11 protein-coding genes and 1 pseudogene are annotated in these 21355 nt (G+C 40.9%); 1 reads left to right on the top strand and 11 read right to left on the bottom strand.

Annotation, left to right across the window (positions count from 1 at the left end):
- Positions 1 to 19 precede the first annotated feature (19 nt).
- The 4 genes from K6V21_RS05800 to K6V21_RS05785 all read right to left on the bottom strand — a co-directional run bounded on the left by K6V21_RS05800 (position 20) and on the right by K6V21_RS05785 (position 6098).
- Positions 20 to 1795, bottom strand: coding sequence for an O-antigen ligase family protein (locus tag K6V21_RS05800; protein ID WP_224321199.1), 1776 nt, complete (start codon positions 1793 to 1795; stop codon positions 20 to 22).
- 175 nt (positions 1796 to 1970) lie between these two features.
- Positions 1971 to 2312 (bottom strand): helix-turn-helix transcriptional regulator, encoded by a 342-nt coding sequence (locus K6V21_RS05795; protein ID WP_217718621.1) that lies wholly within the window; start codon positions 2310 to 2312, stop codon positions 1971 to 1973.
- Between the two features lie 98 nt (positions 2313 to 2410).
- On the bottom strand, positions 2411 to 4345 hold the full coding sequence (locus tag K6V21_RS05790) for a hypothetical protein (RefSeq protein WP_224321198.1): 1935 nt from the start codon (positions 4343 to 4345) through the stop codon (positions 2411 to 2413).
- Positions 4346 to 4364: 19 nt separating this feature from the next.
- Positions 4365 to 6098: a family 43 glycosylhydrolase gene (locus tag K6V21_RS05785; RefSeq protein WP_224321197.1), complete on the bottom strand. Its 1734-nt coding sequence runs from the start codon at positions 6096 to 6098 to the stop codon at positions 4365 to 4367.
- A 161-nt stretch (positions 6099 to 6259) separates the two neighbouring features.
- On the opposite strand from K6V21_RS05785, the gene K6V21_RS05780 reads away from it, so the two are divergent.
- Positions 6260 to 6640 (top strand): MmcQ/YjbR family DNA-binding protein, encoded by a 381-nt coding sequence (locus K6V21_RS05780; protein WP_044262689.1) that lies wholly within the window; start codon positions 6260 to 6262, stop codon positions 6638 to 6640.
- 32 nt (positions 6641 to 6672) lie between these two features.
- Here K6V21_RS05780 and K6V21_RS05775 read toward each other — a convergent pair whose 3' ends face one another.
- The 7 genes and pseudogenes from K6V21_RS05775 to K6V21_RS05745 form a co-directional block, all read right to left on the bottom strand.
- Positions 6673 to 7482, bottom strand: a complete 810-nt coding sequence (locus K6V21_RS05775; protein ID WP_224321196.1) for a hypothetical protein — start codon at positions 7480 to 7482, stop codon at positions 6673 to 6675.
- A gap of 8 nt (positions 7483 to 7490) precedes the next feature.
- Positions 7491 to 9950 carry a TlpA family protein disulfide reductase gene (locus K6V21_RS05770; protein ID WP_224321195.1) on the bottom strand — a complete coding sequence of 820 codons (2460 nt, stop codon included), beginning with the start codon at positions 9948 to 9950 and terminating at the stop codon, positions 7491 to 7493.
- A gap of 1493 nt (positions 9951 to 11443) precedes the next feature.
- A pseudogene (locus K6V21_RS05765) lies at positions 11444 to 12814 on the bottom strand (glycoside hydrolase family 43 protein); the annotation flags it as partial.
- 79 nt (positions 12815 to 12893) lie between these two features.
- The gene (locus K6V21_RS05760; RefSeq protein WP_224321194.1) at positions 12894 to 16511 is read right to left on the bottom strand and encodes a family 43 glycosylhydrolase; all 3618 of its coding nucleotides are present in this window, start codon (positions 16509 to 16511) and stop codon (positions 12894 to 12896) included.
- 32 nt (positions 16512 to 16543) lie between these two features.
- Positions 16544 to 19219, bottom strand: a complete 2676-nt coding sequence (locus K6V21_RS05755) for an MG2 domain-containing protein (RefSeq protein ID WP_224321193.1) — start codon at positions 19217 to 19219, stop codon at positions 16544 to 16546.
- 155 nt (positions 19220 to 19374) lie between these two features.
- A complete protein-coding gene (locus K6V21_RS05750) occupies positions 19375 to 20286 on the bottom strand; it encodes a hypothetical protein (protein WP_224321192.1) in 912 nt (303 codons plus the stop codon).
- Positions 20287 to 20409: 123 nt separating this feature from the next.
- A complete protein-coding gene (locus tag K6V21_RS05745) occupies positions 20410 to 21336 on the bottom strand; it encodes a BT_3044 domain-containing protein (protein WP_224321191.1) in 927 nt (308 codons plus the stop codon).
- Positions 21337 to 21355: the final 19 nt, after the last annotated feature.

Raw genomic sequence — 21355 nt, 5'->3', positions numbered from 1 at the left:
AATTTAAATAATAATTAGACTATTTATAAATACTCAGCAATTGGCTCATTTCTTTCCTCATCTCACTAATCGCATTGGAATAAACCTTAGGAGACTTAGTCATGACAATAATAGCCATTTGCCTTACTTTTTCTTTATTCAAGAACTCAGGCTCAGCATAAAGTTTTGCTAACAAATAATAAGGATAAAAACGCTCCGGAATTAAGAATAACGATTGTTTAAAACAATATTCCGCTGGCTGATAACAACTAGCCGCTTGATAATAAACCCCTTGCATATTCCAAATATAAGAATCACAACTTATTAATTTAGCACGTTCCAGCACATTACATGCCTCTAAATATCTACCTTCAGAATAGAGTGAGCTAGCATAACTCAATAGAAATTTTAGATTATAATTCAAATAGGAATACAAATATTCATAACCTTTAGATGCAGCTATATAATTCTGTCTACTAAATAATGTATCGGCATTATACCATCGTTCGTCAAGTTTATCCAAATCACGCATTCTATAAATTCCAAATCCAATACCACCACAAAGTAATAGCGAAAAAGGTAATATCAATAAATTCCCCTTCACCTTTTGCTCTCTTTTTTCATTCTCTGATACACATACAACAGAAAAGAGAACAGCCCCTATACCAAAAGGTAATATTTGTAGTGGATAAGAAAAAAAAGAAAATATTGCTAGCGAAAACAGCGCTCCACAAAAGCCATACTGTTTACTGGCAATCCCTCGTTTAAAAACAGATATACCAAACGATAAAATCAGTAACAATAAAACGATCCCACCTTCCAAACAAAATTGCAAATATTCATTAAATGCATATTCAGCATATCCTGCCACTCTTTTTTCCTCCATTGTACCATTACCTGCTACAAAATAAGCAGCTTGCGCCTTTCCATAAACCATTTGGAAACTTCCCGGTCCATACCCCATAAGTGGCTTTTCCATCACCGCAGTACAAGTATTCTTCCATATTAAAAGGCGTCCTCGTGCAGAATCTGCTTTCAATTGAAAAAGCAATATAAAAATTAAAACCATAAACACACAAACAGTAAAAATAAAGCTTGCTGCCTTACGTGGAAATTGTCTGGCATAACTCCTACAAGCCATCAACCAGCCTTTGTGCATTCCCCAAATCCACAATAGGCTAATTCCTATTGCCAACCAAGCCGAACGACTCATAGTAGCAGGTACGATACAAAGCATCAGAGCTAATGCTCCCAACCAGCAATAACGTCGCCAACCTTGAGCAGACAACAAACTATGAAGACAGAGAGGAAGCAACATTGCTAGATATCCTGAATAAGGTCCGGGATTGAAGAACGGTCCCGTAATACAAAAAAGAAGATGATTAGAATGGCAGAAACTATAAAGTTGTAGCAACCCCCAACCAGCCAACATACAACCGATTCCAACAATCCCAACAGATACTATATTCTTTGATACTTGTAAAGAGGAAAAAATTATTCGTACCACATACCATAACAATAATAGTATAGCAGCATAGATCACTTTCCAGTCCGCTAAATGCAATTGATAGTCATACCGCATTAAATAATAGAAAACTCCAGCAGTTATCAACACATCTGGCAGTTTGAATCGAAAATCATTTCCTTTTAGAATCGATAATATAAAAGCCAACAAGCTTGTTACTCCTATACTTACCATCAAAGGAAAAAGTAAGAAGTAGCAATCATTCACCCCATAATTCACAAAAGTACTACAAAGCACCCCGCAAAAAACAAAGGTAGAAACTATAGATATAGTTATTGACTTAAAACTCATATTCTAAAATTACAATTGACATCTAACTATTTTTTAGGTTCCACACTACTAGATTTTCAATATTACATAACGACTTCTCATTTTAAATTTATTGCATAGATAGCCCTTTCATACAAAGAAACCAAAATCAAAGCGTATACAAAACCACTAATATGAAATTTGTATACGCTTCGAACTATATTTCTGATTTAAACAACCTTTTAATAAACTCCGATAACGAATCACAATCTATTTTCATTTTCTTTTTTAAACGACAACGCCTCATACGGAAAGATCTTGGAAGGATATGTAATAATCTTGCAATTTCAACATTTTTCATGCCAACATATATCAAAAGTATAATATGAATATCATCCCTCGAAAGTATTGGGAAATTTTGACATAATTTACACGTAAAGTTGTTTTGTAATAGGTTTACTGAACCTTCCAATTCCTCCCAATCCGCTTCATCTAGATAATTTTTGGATAATAACTTATTCAAAAGTTCCTTTTTCACTATAATCATATTTGTTTCCATAGTAATTCGCTATTTAACTTTATCATCCTACTTTAAATAATATTTACTTAATCACTGAGTAATATTTTTCTATATTCTACATTATCAAATAAACATTGTCACCAATACCTCTGTCTCCCCTCTTCGTATTCAAAAATCCGTTCATCGCTTCCACGAGTATGATTCTTTAAATAAAGCAGTGCTCCTTTAGGAGCCATATAGAGCAGAGAATCGGAGGCAGGTATCTGTTCACCGATAGAAATCCACTCTCCTTTAGAAGAATAGAACAGTTCATACGTATCCCCCTCGCGCACATAATTATCCCGGTTACGGGGGGTAAATATTATTTTCCGGATTAAACAAGGACGACCTAAATCGAGCCCTGCCCATCCACCGGTCGGCTGATAATAATCGAAAGAGGTATAAGGGTCGCCATCGTAAACATTCCGGTAATCATGCTTTCCATCCCCATTTTGCCCATTAGGAGTACCGATAACTCTACCCTGTAAAGCACAAGTGTCCGCCGGACTCTCATAAAATGCAACTTCCGAAACATTGCAGTAGCCATTTTCGGGCCCCACGTATCGTACGTATCGATAGGGTTTTGTATTACTTAACCTCACAACACTATACAAGCGTACCGGAGCCTCCTTCACTACGTACAAAGTATCTTTCTGAAGAAAATCCGCGCGGTTACTGCCCTCAAATGCCCCGCCAACCATGCGTTGTGCAAAAGGCTCAATAAACTGATGATACTTATTCAGAAGCTTTATTTCTTCCGTTTCATCCGAACCCTCAAAATAATGGACACCTCCGGTGCTTCCATCAAGGACAAACGGATTCGATACCGAAATGAGCCGCCCATGCTTATAAACAGACAGTTGGAGTACAACCCCTCCTTCCACATCATCAAAGGAAACATCATTTTCTCCGGGATGCGCCCACGCTATAGGCTCCCAATCCATCCATGCAGGGCTGCACAAATACACTACTTCAGCTTCCGGAACTTTATGAAAAAGTTTCTCACGAGGTATATTTAGCTTCCGGGCGCGCTTACCGCTATACAGTCGCGTCACATCTATAAAGTGGGGAAACCGGAATGAAGGATAAACCGCTTCCGCATCTTTCCGCATATCCTTTACTATATCTTCATTCCGGCTGAATGTTTGCCGATAGATCTTGGATTTTATTCCCCAATATTTACGGACAGGTTCCAACATACCGGTTTCATACATATAATATGACTCACCATTCTTATCCAATATAAAATTCCAGAAGTGAGCCACATTTCCATCACCGCGCAAAGGCATATAATCGCAACCGCAAGGAATGCCTAAAGCCCTGAAAATATAAATCAGCATATCCGCCGTCTCACGGCAATTGCCGGAATGCCAGTCCACAAGGTCGGGGCCGATATGCGGACCCTCTCCGAACTGCCCTGTAAAATGAAACTTTATCCGGGAAATGGAATCTATCAATACCCGCGAAACAAACAAAGGGTCTTGTGCCTCAGGAAGTGCCCTGACGGAGTCCAATATAGGATTGAAAGCATTGTATACCTTCTCACGCCAAGGTTTTAAAGGCTCGTCTTCTATCCTGTAAGGCAAAATGTATTCGCAAAAATCAGCGAAAGACACATTCTTACCCCACGGCTGTTCGTTCCAGACTTTAAACGCCCATTCAATATTGTCTATCAGGAAATCGGCTGGAAGCTCTAAATCAGGCTTAACCGTTGATTTTCTAAGATTAATGCGTCCATACATTTTCCGGATTGAATCCTGCACTTCACCGGGGGTATACAGTCCGGTACCGTAAAGTTCGAACTGTTTCTGATAATGCTCCACCTGCTCGCCTTCGTACGAACAATAATACGGAAGATTCTCTATCAGAAACTCGGCCGCCCGCAATTTCAGCGTATCAGCCTCATACCTTTTCAGCACCTCTCCCAACTGAGGATTTTCCTTGATGACATCCTCTAAAACATGCGAAGGATTATTCTCCCCACACCCGCTTACCAAAGCTCCCAAAAGAAAATACAAGATATACTTTTTCATCTTCATACATGCATAAGGATTATTCATCTTCTTTCATTACATCACCACGGGTAATGCCTCCTTCATTGAAACTGTCAACTGCAAAATAGTAGGTTTGTCCGACCTGCAAGCACCTCAATTCAATCTCAGTATCATTATACACCATATAGCTATTGTACAACTTCTCCGGATGGATTCCAAAACGAATACCATAGCCGGTTACCCCTTCTACTTCCCGCCATTTCAATATGACGCTTCTTCTGTCCTCTTTATTCCGACAAATACGATAAAATTTCGTTTGGGGCGGAGAAGGTTTATCCGACCGTCCAAATACACGTAAGCCGGAAACAGAAAATTTACCGGAAGGACAATAAATATTTGTAAGCCGTACATACCGCGTCTTCACGGCTTCTTTAAGTTGGATATAATCATGAGGAGCATCCTCTGTATTCACCGACTTGTCTACCAAAAAATTCCACTTTTTCCCGTCTGCAGACTCCTCCAGATAGTATTGATAAAAGATACTATCTGACCGCCCGAACAAATGGGCATCATGGTCGGCAAAGTTTATCTGCACGGCGCTTATTTCGCACTCTTCACCCAAATCCACCGACAGGTATTCTCCTTTATCGGCCGTTTCGGCACTCCACCAGGTTCGTATATCTTCATCAACAGCACAACATGCCGGATATTTTCTGAGTTCGGAAGAAGATCTGACACTTTTATTATGGGACAATAGCATCCAACCGGGAAACAGCTCCTCAGGAGAAGTTATTTTATGGTCAGGGACAATCATCGGGTAATCTCCCAGCTCTGTATAAGCGTACATTACGCTATCTTCATCAAAAAAAAACGGATATAGAGACAATCTTCTTTCAAAATAATGCCGGGCGGTGACAGCAACAGTACCCACATGCCAGTAATTGCCATATTTATCCTGAAAAGTTCCTCCATTTCCGGCACCAGTAGTAAATCCTTCCGGCCTGTAGACAAGCGGATTGTGCTCTGCTAAAGTAAATGGACCTAACGGAGTATCGGAGACATATACTCCATCATTAGAAGTTTTAAACTGTATACCGGGAGAAGCATACTGCAAATAATATTTTCCACCACGCTTATTCATCCACATGCCTTCTAACCAAGGAGTCGCATCCATCCAGTCGTGATGATCACCGGGTGTCTCCCATCCATTGTCCCGTTGGCGACTTCTAATTAATGGAGAAGGCTCACCCAACAATTGAAATGTACGCGGATCGACTTCTACTCCGGTTAAAGAAACAGAATTACCCGCTCCCGCGTACAAGTATAATCTTCCTTCATCATAAAAAAGCATTGGTTCCAACATTCCCGGAGGAAAATTGCAAGCTACCGCTTCCCAGACTCCAGACTTCGGGTTATCAGTTTTATAAATGGTATCCGTGGCATAAGAAGCAGTGTAATACAATTCACCCTGCATTTCCACAACTGTAGGCGCAAAACTTTCTGTAGGAAGATTTGTGTCATCAATTAATTTCCATTCTATTAAGTCAGAAGAATAATAATAGCCCCCCGAACCAAACAAAAAAAGATAGTAACCGTCCTCAAACTGAACAATACAGGGATTTGCAGCATCTCTGCGGGAAACATCATCGAGACAGAAACGGTAATTCAAATTAAGAGGATTGCTTATGGTACGGAATACAGGATTCTCCGCATCGGGTATCCGGCATCCTGCTACCACAACAATTATCATGACTAATACCCATATAGTTTGTCGGTTATACATAGCATTCATACATATTAGATTAACTTTCTATATGAACACAAAGTTAGGCTACTAATAAAGTATCCTTATTAGATTACAGATATTTGATTTTAGATATTAGGTATTTAATCAGAAATTACCTCCAAAAGTGCTATATTTGCCTTCGTATACTGTTTAAAAATCTATCAGAAATGAACATTGAAGAATTTAGAGAATACTGTCTGTCATTAAAAGGAGTTCATGAGAAAATGCCGTTCTCGAATATTCCTGATAAATACAGTCGGGATGTTCTATGTTTTTATGTAGCGGATAAATGGTTCTGCTTTGTCAATATCGAAGTCTTTGACTTTTGCTGCATCAAATGCAAGCCGGAAGAATCAGGAGAATTACAAACCACATATATAGGAATAAAGCCCGGATGGCACATGAATAAAAAATACTGGATCAGTGTTTACTTCAATCAGGATGTGCCTGACGAGAAAATTAAAGAACTCGTAAGGAAGTCTTATGACATTGTTGTCAAAAGCCTGACAAAGAAAGAACGGGAAATGCTACTATCAAGTGATGAATAGCATTCCCGACATTAATATGATACGTAAGCTGACTATTTGCCAAGCATTTTCCACATCCTCTTATTTAACTCTTCATCATCCAATTTGGGAAACTCTTTCAGGATAAACTTCTTGCCATCGGCAGTAAACTCCACATTTCCCGTATCAATCTTTGATATATATTCTCTCAAACACTCCGCTTCGTCAATCACAGTCTGCATTTTGGCAGAAGGGGTGAACGTCACATAATGCCCATTAGGAATATAATCGGATCTCACCAGATATTCTATATGTCTACACCCTAATTTTAATAGTAAGTCTGCTATCAACTTCGACTTGTTTTGGGCATTGGTCATAAAAAAACGGTACTTCCCGATTTCATTATCACAAGCCTTCCCATAGCATAAATAAGCCCCAAGCAAAAAGGACAATTTCTGTTTCTCCGTTTCTATTTTCTCTCCGCTTACTTTTCCAGAATAAACCCTGTTGCCCTGCGCCGTACAAGCCACTTTCGGCTCATAATTATAATACTTATCCACCTTGGCAGACAATCCCGGTGAATATATCGCTATCTCCGGAACAATATTCTCGGTTTTTACAATAGATATATCCTGATAATCAGAATCAAAAAGAGAAGACAGAAATAGTACTGTAGACAACTCATTCAGCCGATATTTTTCAACTCTTTGATAAAAGGCATCCTCACCTTTAACTTCGAAGGTGCGATCATACCCCATATATTCATCCAGAGTTCCCACCAAAAAGCACTCCTTATCATACTTTTCCACATCAAACTGCGCTTTCGCCAACAAGCTGAAGGAGGAAAACAGCACAAACAACAGACAGCTATTTATTTGCTTCATAATACGACTCATTTTTTACTTCCAAAACGTTGCTTCAGATATTTCTCCAGATTATAAGTTCCCGGAGAATTTCGCAATACAGTACCATCTTTTTCTATCCACTCATAATGAGGGATACCGTTGAAGCGGAACAATTGGCGGAGATAGTTGTAATCTGCCTGAGGAATACGATAACAAGCCTCACCTTTCAAATTCTTTTCCACATACTCATTATAAGTCTTTTCGGGACTTTCACGATCACTGGTGATGTATATGAACTGGAATTCCGGATGATCTTTATACTGTTGGCGCAAACCGGCGGTATGTTCAATACCTCCACGACAGGGACCACAGAACGTTGCCCAAAAATCTACAAATAGAGCTTTACCCGCATGGGCTTTAATGATATTACGGAAGATGTCCGTAGCGGGTCCTTCAGGCAGAGTGTAAGTACTATCGTTTTGTTGCGGAAACACTTTGGCATACAAACGCTCCGCCTCGGCAAACATGAACGGATGGCCGATTAACTGTTTTTCTTTCTCCAACAGGCTACGGGCACCTTCTCTATCCAATTGTTTTAAATCAAAAGGAAGACTTCGCAAAGCAATGATCTGCGAAACCAACGGAATATATCCGACTATGGTATCCAATCGTCCAGATTTTTCTCTTTGATTTTCAAAGAATTGATTTATTCTCATTCTTTTTTCATCTTCTGCTCTCTGATTTTCATCAATAGATACAGAAATACAATTCTTTGACTCGTTTTCTTTCCGATAAGCTTCGAATAAATCTTTGTATTTCTCCGTAAGTTCTTTCCATATCTTCGCCTCCTCAACGAGTTCGCTCATCTCTCTTGTCACAGTCTTACCTGCTCTTTCTTCGCTATCTTTTCGCATTTTTTCCTGCTCGGGAGTCAATACTACACCATTCTTCTTCAAATAAGTAAGAACAGATTTTTCAGGGTATTTATAGGCAATCTTTCCCATTTCAACAGTCGTCGTATCACCCATAGCCCTTGCAAAATTCATATACTCAAGGCGGTTGATAAACGTACTAAAATGCCTATCCGCTACGATAAGACTATCATTAAGCGGCATCTGTCGTAAGAAGTGGTAATAAGTTGAATCTTCCTTAACCTTCAGAACCTCGTTATCTTTATTCTCTCGTGCCAGATAATCTCTATCCATTACAAAGTCCAGCATCTTATAACCTTGGGAAATCCTTGCCGCATTTTTCACCAGGCGTGCCGCCTTTCCCACATATCCGTTGACAGCTACAAGCGAGTCAGCCTGTTCTGACCAACGACGAAACATGGGTTCGCAACGCTCTGTAAATTGCGTAGGAGTCAGCTCTTTCTGCATCTTCGAGAAATCCTCATAACGGAACACGAATAAATCATTCGCATATTTCAGCGCCCTTCCTATATATGCAGTAGGCCCCATATAATGGAGATTGTGATAAGGATAATCATAATCACGGGCACGACTACGCGCCATGATCGCTTCCCAATCCACATACATGGTTACAGTCTGTCCCGGCTCTATATAAAAAGGCAACCAGTTATTATTGAACACTACCGAACTTACCATAGGGTAGTTGACCTCAAATTTACACTCAAACCTTCCATTGGGTTGCAGAGTCACTACCATCGGATAGTCTTCCCGAGTCAGGTCATTGGAAACATAAATCAGACCGTTGGTAAAGCCTAATTTCTGATCATAGCCGGCAATGTATCCTTGCAGGCAAACACTATCCCGACGGAATACCGGACTCTCATTCTCTTCAACCTGCATCGCCTTCATGCTTCCCGTATCCCGCGAATAAAGCCGGGCAGGTTCTTTATCTTTCCTTATCCGGCACAAACCATTCTTTTGCGGGGTAAGTTCCAGCTCCACTTTATCGCCCCGGTCATCTTTCAAAGTCAACAGCATACTTTTACCTTTCTGACGGATTGCTTCGTACTGATAGAAGCGATTGTCCATGACAGCAAGAGAATCGTATATGCCAAAAGCCCATTCATAATAGTCGTCCATTCCCATCCAGTTACCGGAGACTTTATCGAAAAGTGAGGCTTTGGCATCTTTCTTCTCCAAAGATATATAGTACGTATTGAGTTCGTCATGATCAGACTCAAGCAAATGGATTTCTTTTGTCTCCTTAGGAAGTGGAGGAAAAATAAGTACAAAATCCAACGTACCGGAATCTGGTGTATATACTTCTTTTTCTAATTCAAAGTTTTCACTACCGGTTATATAATACTTCTTACCAGTAATCGCATCTTCCAAATGAGTATCTTTGCCTGTCTTTACCCACCAATGCGGACGGAAAATAACATGGATATGCAACCTCGTTGCATCCGGAGTACGTTCAATGCGGGTAATATTATAAATGCTGCCCGAACGGAATTTAAACTTAGGATTATCAATTACATTTTGTGCCTGAAGCATACAAGCGATGCAAAGCAGGAAAAGGAAAATAAGTTTTCTCATGGTATAGTTGTATATGATTAATTTCTACTAAAATTTAAAGGTTGCTCACTCTGACAAATATAAGCAATAAAAAGGAAAGACTTTTTATTTTAAATAAATATTTTTCAATAACTTATATTTAAGAGTAAAGTATCCTTTTGGAATGGCTACACCCTTTATATGAAAAGGTGTAGCCATGAGAGTAAAAGGGTGTAGCCATCCGGACAAAAAGGTGTAGCCCTTTCAAAACACGGCTACAAATATCTGTAGGCCGGATTATATCATCCTTATAAATATGTTTTCTAAAAAGCTGATTGTTTGTTCATGTAAACTAATCAGATTCTATCATCATATTACTTCAATATGGCGATCTTCTCTCTGCCTACAATATAAATTCCTACAGGCAGTTCCCGGATCACCTCACTTCTGCGCACCTGAGTGCGAAGCTTGATTCCCGTAATGGTATAAACATCTACCAGAGGATCTTTATCCACAACTACATCTACGATACCGGTAGGATCTTCGTAATCATCGGAATTAGTCAGATAGACTTTATCGATAACAATAGGGCTGCCACCGAGCGACCAGAAGCCTACGCCATAGATGTGGCTCGAATTCAGCTTCACAGACGAACCGTCATCCTGCTTTTTATATGCATCATTCAGGTTTACAACCATTTGTCTTTTGCCTCCAACCACGTATGCGGCAGGTTTCGACCAATAACTGTTCTCATCGAAGATATTGAAGGAAGCACCGCACGACTCGGTATTCCCCAGCTTTACCACAAGATATTTATATTCCGACAAATCCACACCATCGTCATACCACCAGCCTCCAAAACCATACTGACCGGTGACCAACGTATGTGTAGTCTCATCGAAAGATCCTTCACTGTAAATATTAGGATTAAATAATTGGGCAGTCAACGGAAAGGTGGAAGAAACAATATGTACAGTCGCTGACTGGCGTTCCCCAAAAGTGCTTTTATAACTGAATGTCACCGTCGACTCACCATCTTTCAATGCCATAATCTGTCCTGCCTCAACCAACAACACTTCCGGATTCTGAATGTCGACATCCGCTACCTGTGTTATCTCTTCCGTATGGCCATCCTGATAGATGGCAAACAAACTATAACTCAACTGACTGCGGGATAACAATTTCAACTCGTTCACCGGTTTGCCAAATGCTTCAAAAGATAGCCGGTCAACAGTATATTCTTTTTCAATATCCCTGACAATCAACTTCAATATGGAAGACTTACCACCATAGCTTACCTCAATATCCGTTTTTCCATAAGCGACTCCCGTAACCACACCACCATTGACGGATACGACTCCCGGAGTAACCGCTCTAATCTCCGCTTCATCCGTAACATCTGTGGCCGTACCATCAGTGTATATGGCCATAACCTTAATATTTGCCGTATGCACATTCCCAGGCAGAATATCAATCTTAAACTGGTCAATGGAAGCATTTAAAGCCACCAGACTTTTATTTTGTTCTTTTTCGGCAAATTGCCAATAATCCATATTAAAAAGCTCTTCTGCACCGTCTCCTTTAAATACAAACCACAAATCATGTTTACCTGTCACACTGCCAATGATATTTGTACTTTCTTCTTTCCATTGAGTCCAGCCACCGGTGTATGACACAGATAAAGTTCCTATCAACTCTCCATCAGGCATATCAAGACGCAACTCTACCATCCCACCTTTCGAACCGCTCGCAACACTTGCCGTAAATATTCCGGCACCAATGTTTCCAAAGTCTACTTCACGAACCTTCAACCGTCCGCCATTACGAATGGAAGTAACATAAACCCCTGTATTGCTGTCTTGGCCCGTTTTCAGCCCAAGCCCCCAAGCCATTGTTTCGGCTTCCGTCTTCAGATAAGGATTCAATGTTCCTACCGGTGCTACACCTTCTTTGGTAGCCATAATTGTAGGAATCGTCCCGTCTTCATTATACTTAAATTCTTCTATACAAACCGAACGGGTAAAACCACCGCCTCCCGGAAGCCAACCGGTATGATAGGCAAAATAAGATTTTCCCTTGAAATCTACTACTCCACAGTGATTAGTGAAACTATTCGTATCCTGCAACGGCATAATCTTTCCCATATATTTCCAGGGTCCTGTCGGGCTGTCACTCATTGAATAAGAAATGTGTTCGGGTACCCCTCCAGCCGCATACAACAAATAATATTTTCCTCCACGCTTATAAAACCAAGGTCCTTCTTCATACAAATCTTTATACTGCACTCCCTCTTTCGGCTCCTTAGGCCCTCCGAATCCCTCCACCGTTTGTTCCACTTCAACTATATCCCCACTATAAGAAATCATGTCCTCATTCACTTTCACATAAAAAAGGCCGGGGTTACCCCAATATATATAAGCCTGTCCGTCGTCGTCAATGAAAACGGTAGGGTCGATATATCCCCATCCGCCGGAAATCATCGGCTTTCCGAGTGCATCCTTAAAAGGACCGGTAGGACTATCGGAAACAGCAACTCCGATAGCATTTATATTCGACTCCGTATCTGTGCAACACACATACCAGTAGAATTTGCCATACCGTTCTATACACTGAGCAGCCCATGCGGTTCCGGCTTTCGCCCACGAAAAAGCAGTCAAGGGAAGCTGAGCTCCATGATCAGTCCAGTTCACCATGTCAGCCGAAGAATAGACTCTCCACTCATTCATATTGTAATAATCAGGCCCTTCATCCCGGTCGATATATATATAAAACCTGTCTCCATAAACCATCGGAGCCGGATCCGCAGTATAACAGGTTTGCACAATCGGATTTTGCGCATATCCTGTAATGGACGATAAAGTCATTGCTAAAATAGCTATTATCACATATTTCCAGTTTTCTTTCATATCGCATCGATTATAAAATAGTGGCATCACTCCAGTCACTATAAACAGAGTGATGCCAACATAAAAATTCAGAAAAGAATTATTTCAATATGGCAATCTTCTCTCTGCCTACAATATAAATTCCTGCAGGCAGTTCCCGGATCACCTCACTTCTGCGCACCTGAGTGCGAAGCTTGATTCCCGTAATGGTATAGACATCTACCAGAGGATCTTTATCCACGGTCACATCCTCGATGCCCGTAGGATCTTCGTAATCATCGGAATTAGTCAGATAGACTTTATCGATAATAATAGGGCTGCCGCCGAACGACCAGAAACCTACACCATAGATATGGCTCGGATCAAGTTTCACTTTAGAATTACTCTTATACATATTATTCAAATCAACAACCACTTGCTTACTGTTCTTAACTTCATACTCAGCAGCTCCCGACCAATAGCTATTCTCATCGAATAAACGAAATGAAGCACCGTTGTTTGAGTTATCATTGCCTATTTTTGCCACAACGTATTTATATTCTGACAAATCAATACCGTTATCGTACCACCAGCCACCGAAACCATACTGTCCGGTCACCAATGTACGTGTATTCTCATCAAAAGAACCGGTCTCCCAAATATTGGGATTAAACAGTTCTGCGGTTAGCGGAAAAGTAGAAGAAGTTACATGAATCTTTAAAGACTGACGGTCACCCAAAGGGCCTTTATAACTGATAATTATATCACTCTCTCCATCTTGCAAAGCCATTATACGTCCGTTAGTTACACGTATGACATCCGGATTCTGATTTTCATAATCGGCCGCCATGGTAATATCTTCCGTATGGCCATCGACATATATTCCTTTCACTGTAATTGTAGAAGAACTTCCGGTAAGCAAAGTGAGCTCTTCTTTTCCATTGATGGTCAATTCGATTAAGGTCAATGATTCTTCACTATACCCCTCAAAAGAGTCGTCAAAATAGAATGCTTCATCAAACTCCGGTTCGGTAGAGAACCAGTCTACATCCACATAGCCTCCTGTCTGGGCAGTTGCATAATTAAAGATAGCGAACTTATTGCCTGTGAATACCGTCAGATCATACTTCATGTTTAGGTCATCCCCAAATTTTGTATAGGTCTTGTTGTCCAGGCTGTAATAAAAGCTTGCTCTACTTGTGTTGTAATTGGCAATAGCGCGCAAATAGATTACCTGTTCAGTGACCACTTCTCCTATCTGCTCCGATTTTGCAGCCGACGATACTACAGGGGCAGTGGTATAAACCAACCGCTTCTGCCCATCTATGACTTTAACGCCAATAAACGCATAAGGGTCCTGAAATACTGCCAATCCTGCCACATCGCCTTCCTGCATCTCGCCTATCTCCATCCTGACCGTACCATAGGAATGTTCCAAGTCCTGAGGATACCCCAGAATTCTCTGAGTCAATGTGTTCTTGGCTTTATGCAGGCTGTCGGTAACATTTGCCGTATACAACCGCAAATAACCGGCATGTTCAGTCAACGACCATTTTGATCTGTCCGCATTATGATTCCATCCCCATTGCAGTCCTAATTTATAATGCCTGAAATTATCATTGGTAGGCAATGACTTTATGGGGTATTCCCTGCCAACATCGGGCTTACGATAGGTAGTGACTCCTTTTCCGTTCTCACCTATTTCAGGCCAGCCATCCACCCATTTTACGGGTTGCAGGTTAGGGAATCGTCCATAAGCACCTTTATCATAGAAAAGCATAGTCCACCACTCTCCGGTCTGCGTTTCTACCAAAGCTCCCTGATGAATGTTGTCATCGTCTATCAGCTTCTTTTCCTCATAAGGTCCGTAGATATCCTTGGAGCGGAAAACAGTTTGAAAAGCAGGCCATCCTCCATACGTAGAGTAAATGTAATAATACTCACCTATCTTATACAAACGGCTCCCTTCAAGCCCTTCGCGGAAAGACCATTTAACCACATCCTTATCACTGCCGGGAATTTTATTGAAATCTTCATCCAATTCGGCTATACGAAGCTGGTTGATACCGTAAACTACGTATATTTTATCATTATCAAAAAGCAATCCGCAATCATAAAAACCATCATTTAACTTCTTCTTTTCCCATTCACCTTCAATGTCGGTAGTGGTCAATAGGTATCCACCTTCATCCAGTGTAGTAAACAGGAGATAGAACTTGCCGTTGTGATATTGAAGAGCTGTTGCCCACTGGCCACGGCTGTAACGGTTCTGACCATTTTCAAGATTATAACCATCGGATGCCTCTATGCGCTCCAACGGATTACAGCAATACTCCCAGTTCACCAAATCATAAGATTTCAGAATGGTGGCTCCGGGGAAAATGTACATAGTAGTGGATACCATATAATAGACATCACCCACACGAATTACATCCGGATCAGGAAAGTCACCGAATATAACAGGATTAGTGTATGTGCCATCCCCATTATCACTATGTGACTGATAAGTAAAATCAGGACGTGGATAATTTTCCTTTGCATACTCCTGATACCAATGATAGGTAGGCCACGGACAGGCTTCCGGATCGGTCAGGAAAGTATATGCTTCTCCTTCGGCGGGCGGTACATCCTTAAATTTTGCCAACAAATCAGCACCCGTAAAAATAAGCCAGCTTACATTACCCGAATTATCTACAATATGTTTCATATTTGCTCCAAAACCGGGACCACCGAATGTACCGGTATGAGCCTTCCCCCACGAAGCGTTATATTTTGACGGTGCCCAATCCATTTCTGTTATCATGATAGGTGCGAATGATGCTACCGGAGCTACGGAATCATCCCATCCTTTCTGGAAAGGTTCATAGCCTCCCGTACTGGAACCACCATCCCCATTTTCTCCATCACTTCCCATCCAGCCCGGATAGAGATGTACCGCATAACCGATGTTATCTCCTTCGATAGGATTGACGGCAAATCCTTTATACAACCCTTGATAACCCAGGCCAGGTATCCAAAGAATGTTACCGCAACCTTGTGCACGCATCGCATCTACCACCGACTGAAAATACTCTTTCAGTTTATCGAAGTGTCCCTGCGAACCGGCTCCATAAGTACCATCGGGACCAAGTATATTAATCGGTTCGTTGGCCAGTTCAAACATAATGTTGGGATGATTCTTCAATTTCGGATGCTGGGCTACGTGTGTCCATACTTTAATGAGATACTGATTATACTCATCTCCCACAGCTATTTTTTCCGGACATACTCCGGGAGGACGCATGACTACATAAAGTCCTTTCGAGACAGCATATTCCGCCATCGGAATAAATACCCTATCAAGATAGTTTTTAAACCGATTGAAATCGAATGCTGAAATGTCATTCTCTCCTTCTACATGAATTCCCGGAGAATTTGACCAATACGGGTCCATATGTAATCGAAGAAAATTCATTTTCCAACCGGCAGCCATAATGTCATCAATCAACCCTTGATTGTATTTCAAGCATTTCTCCACATCATAATTGTCCCACTTCTGCCCCATCTCATTGAACCACGGACTATAGGTCTGTGCAAACCCATGCAGGTTCACTTTATTCCCATGCGGGTCTACCAGGTAACGGCCTTCAACATGCAGTCGAGGCATTGACATATCTTCCCATGCCCAAAGTGCGGAAGAAGACATCAAACAGCATAAAGCTATAAGAAATTCGTAAAATACGTTTGTAATGTTTTTCATAAGCTATATATTTAAATTACTTCAACAAAAAATTAATAAGAATCGCTATGCCGCGATATTACTTTTTCACCTGAATAAATGAGATTGCCCGATGTACAAACACCTTCTATCACTACCCCATAATCGGCAGCAGAATCAGCTGTATAGAAGCTGACGTGAACAGTTCCCGATTCATCAACCTGCACGCTCGGATTCCAGTATATCGTAGAACGTAAGTCTGGCTTGACGGATTCTTTCTTTGCTTCCGTGTCATACGCCGGTGAGTAGAATTCTACAGTTTGCTGATAACCTAAAGTAGTAATAGTCTGCATGTTGCTATTCATTTTATTTTTCTGTACAAACCCATTCTTCGTAGTGACTACTATGGCACCATTTCCCGCAGCCGACCCGTAAAGAGGACCGATAGAAGTGGCAGGGGAGTAAAAAACATCTTTGATGTCATCCACGTCCAACAGGTCAAAATCAAAGTTTTCTTCGGGAACATTGTCCAGCAACACCATGACCGGAGCAAATCGATAACGCACTTCATTATTCGTGATAGTAATACCCGGCAAACGTCGCAAGAGGTCGTATGTAGAAATAAAATGTCCTTTTTTTACATCCTCTTCCGTCAGCACCTTCGAAACTCCCACCGAATAAAAGGGAGATTCCGTTTTTACAACTCTCTCTCTTCTACCTGTCACTATCACTTCCGCCAGATTATAAACTCTCATTCCATTTTCTATAGTATATTTTTGGTCCATCTTTGCCATATAGTTTTCTTCTATATGTGGTTTTTCAATGCGGGGAATAAATCCGATTTTAGGGGCAGGAAATGATTTATAGGGGTCCAGTTCAATAAAGACTTTTGAAGAACCTTTCTTGCTGAGCGCCTGGACAATATAGTGAGTACCACTGGGATATTCCAGTTTATCGAATACAAACCGCCCATTCCGGTCAGGCTTCGTCAGTTCTGTCCCGATGAGTGAATCTTTAAGGGCGAGCAAAGAGATATTTCCCTCTTTCAATGCAGAAAACAAGCCCTCTACTTTACCGGAAACTTCGTCGCCCAATTCCAAATTATAGGGCAATGCGCTGGTTACTTTGCCTTTTAATACCTCCGGTATGTTGTATTTCCGCCAGCCTTGTGTCATCATCAGCAAATCCAGGGCATAGGAAGAACTGCGGTTGTCTTGCAGGTAACTCAACGGTGACTCAATGTGTCCTTTAAGATCGGAAGTGAGCAATAAGGTGGAAACAATGTTGGAAACGGTATCCGGCTTCACATCTGTTCTGTCAACAACCGCAAGTGCGAAGTTGCCTGACATGGGGTTTCCGTTTATATCTTTAATCTGTATATCCATATCTACCCTCTCTCTTGCCAAGTAGTTTTCGCGGTCGAGCCGGACTTCAGTCTGCGCCAGCGCGCTTTTTTGCAGAGAAAACACTAAACGTTCGCTCAGAATGTTTCTTCCTTCATCAACCAGCAGAAAATGAACGATGCCTGCCGGAAAAAAGTCTTTTTCAAAGTCAACATAATTTTGTTTATCATCCCAAGGTTGTGCATACAGAACGATACCCCGCAAATGCGCCACCAGTGTCAGCGAAGTGCCCAATGGGGTATCGGGTGATTTGGAAAGACTTACCCGCAAATAATCTTTAGACCAAAGTGTGTTCAGGGAGATAGCATCCGGAGAAGGTTCGGGCAAATCAAAACGCTTGGAAACGCCTGTTCCGTCACTACAAACGGCATGATACTTTTTTCCGGGAACATAATACATCCGAAAACTCCCCATACCCAAATGCTGGCTTTTGAAATCGGCACATACCTGACCTTCTTCGTCAAATACTTGACCTTCTACCTCTGTAGACAAACCATCTGCATCGATGGCCTTAAATGCCATTTTGATTGTGGTGGATTGAGCTGCATGACCTCCTTCGGGGAAGAAAGCCACATCAAAGGTTTTACTCAATTCGGGGATTTTGAAATAGCGATTGGAAATTTTGCCGTCATACACTGTCTGCAACAAAAACGTGCGCGAAGCAGGAATCTCCTTCTTCTTGAAAGTGTAATGGATATTTTCCCCTTCCAATGATAAGACTTTTCCTTTTTTGTCCCTGTCTCCATCGGGGAAAAGAATGGCTTGTGTAGGAGTGACGGATCGGTTGTCCGGTTTACTGAGAAAATGTATTTCCGCATGAACGTCGTTGTTTTCAGCAGAATAACTGATTTCCGGAGATATCGCTTCGGATACGGGATCGGATATATAAATCAGTTTATGAGGAAAGTACTCTTCACCTATATTCTGCATGAACCAAGTGTAGGCTCTGAGAGAATAGTTGCCTTCCGGCAGGTCCTCACCCAATGGAATATGTCCGTAAAAACACCCCAAAGAGTCCGGTCTTATTTTCACTCTCTCCACCAAGTTGCCCAACGGATTCACCAACTCTACATATACATATCGACTGGCATTAGCTTGCTTTAACATAAGAGCATCTACTAAATGTGCCCTGAACCAAAGGGTTTCACCGGACATGTAAATGCCACGGTCTGTCTGAAGGTAAAGCTTTTCCTGAGGGAAATGCGACATTTCTTCTCTGAACAGATTTTCAAGGGTATCTGTCGGTACAGACTGGGGAGCGGTACCATCTGCCCAAAGGCTGGGAGACAGTATCAGGCAGCACAACCATACCATGTATTTGACAGAACTGTTCGCAATGTTCTTCATTATTTTTTCTTTTTAATTATTAATTCACCACAGAATACACAGATTAACACGAATACTTTCTCATTATCAGCATTATAGAGTAACAGATTGCTTTCTTCCTTGTTTTCCAATGGAAAACAAGGAAGAAAGCAATGGAAAGATTTCACAAGTACTTATTAGTAAGTAGGCATTGGAGAATCTGGATAATAAACTACTCCATCCAAAACTTGACTCATTTTTACAGAACGGACTATTTGGCTCAAAGGCTCTAAATTAGTTGTTTTATACACACAATAGTTTGTACATGCTGGTAATGATGAACCATTACCAGGAGACAATTTGGGACACCCTCCATCGTAAAGACGAATATCTAAAGTGAAAGTCGCATCCGGACGATCCCAAAATCTATCTAATTGTGGATGGCTAATTTTTATTACCTCGGACATAGATGAAGTAAGAACCGGGAGATCAACCCAATTCGTAATATCTTCAACATCATATACAGGGTTAGGGGTATAAGGGTAATAAGGAAGGGATTCATAATGATCGAAACTCTGAACATGCAAGATATATAACAATAACGCTCTTTTAGGAAACTCTCCTCTCGAAAAATAGAAATTATGCTCCAAGTCTACGCCTATACTTAATACTGGATATCGTGGATTATATCCATGACTACAATTTGGTGGAGCAGCAGGATCATTCATAATGCCGAGTGAAATAGTTATTGGTTGACCAACATATCCATTAGAAGAACGACCTCTTACTGTCGCTATCACAGGTCCACTGTATGATGCAATAGAGGACACAAAAAACTTCTCACTTCCAGAGTCGTTACTACTTGAAAATGAACCCAATGACATACCAGACTCAGTAGATACTCCTACTTCGATACCAACATACTTACCAAATGGCTCATTCCAAGAAATAGAAACAACATTCCCTAACAATGATAAATCAAGAGAACCCGACGGCCCCCTTGTCGTTGCAGACGAAGGGTCATTTTTTTCTTCTATGATCGGATCATCTTCTCCTTTACATCCGATACATAATAGCATCAGAAACAAACAATAAAATAAATGCTTCATAATGGTTCTGCTTTAAAAATTTGACAATATTTACTTATAGAATGGTGTTTCTCACGAAGCACCATTCTTAAACTAATGATAATAAAAAAGTCACAATCTGTTTTTTACCTTAAAAACACCTTTCTAATAATCGTACTTTCTATTTTCTTCCATCCAGTCGTTTATCTTGCGTACTTCATCATCGTTCTTACGCTCTTTGTACACAAATCCCCGGGTTTTCTTCAACATACCATCCTCTCTGAAAGTATACCACAAATCGTACACTTCCATTTCGGGGTAATACTTACCGCCACCACTGACAAGGTTAAACTTATCCCAAGACGTTAAGGTTACTGAATTATCCGGATTTACGGTGATATTAAAGCAATAATCGGGTCTGTAGTCTGTAGCACCTTTCGACCATTCATTCTTTTGATGATACATACGTACAGTGTTACCATCGACTACAGCTTGCAACGTGCGAGGCGACTTATAGATAACGGAATCCTTTGGATTATCAGCAGGCTTAATCACACCGTCCATATAATAAAGCCCTGAATAGTCATTCATCAGATTCAGACGGATTAGCACCACTGTATCTTCTTTAGCCAGTTCAAAACGAGATGTTCCACTAAGTTTAAACGCCATCATATAGAGCGAATCTATATGCAAAGTGGATGGGTCAATGTGAACAGGATACGTGCCATAGGCTTCACCCTTTTTCACAATTACATTTTCTTGCGGAAAACTATAGATACCATTTGTCAACGTACGATACTTTATATCACCCGAACCAAGTTCTTTCTGGTTATAACTTTCAATACCAGAAGGAAATTCTTCAACAGTAACAGTTATATCTTCCTTGGTAGACAGCGAACCGCTGATGGCAACCGATGCATATATGGTATCTTTTTCATAACCTATATTCAGATCTCTATTTATAATCTTATCTTTTGCCCCAACCAGATAAACCGTTTCGGGCCATAAATTCTCTTCCATAGGTATTTTATTGTCGCAACCCGCCATACATGCCAACAGCAAGGTTATCGAAAAAAATGCTATTCTCTTCATATTATCAGCTTTTATTGTT

This window comes from Bacteroides cellulosilyticus, assembly GCF_020091405.1.
In the GTDB taxonomy this organism is placed as follows: Bacteria; Bacteroidota; Bacteroidia; order Bacteroidales; family Bacteroidaceae; genus Bacteroides.
The sequence above is the reverse complement of the archived record's forward strand: the minus strand, read 5'-3'. Positions and strand labels throughout refer to the sequence as shown.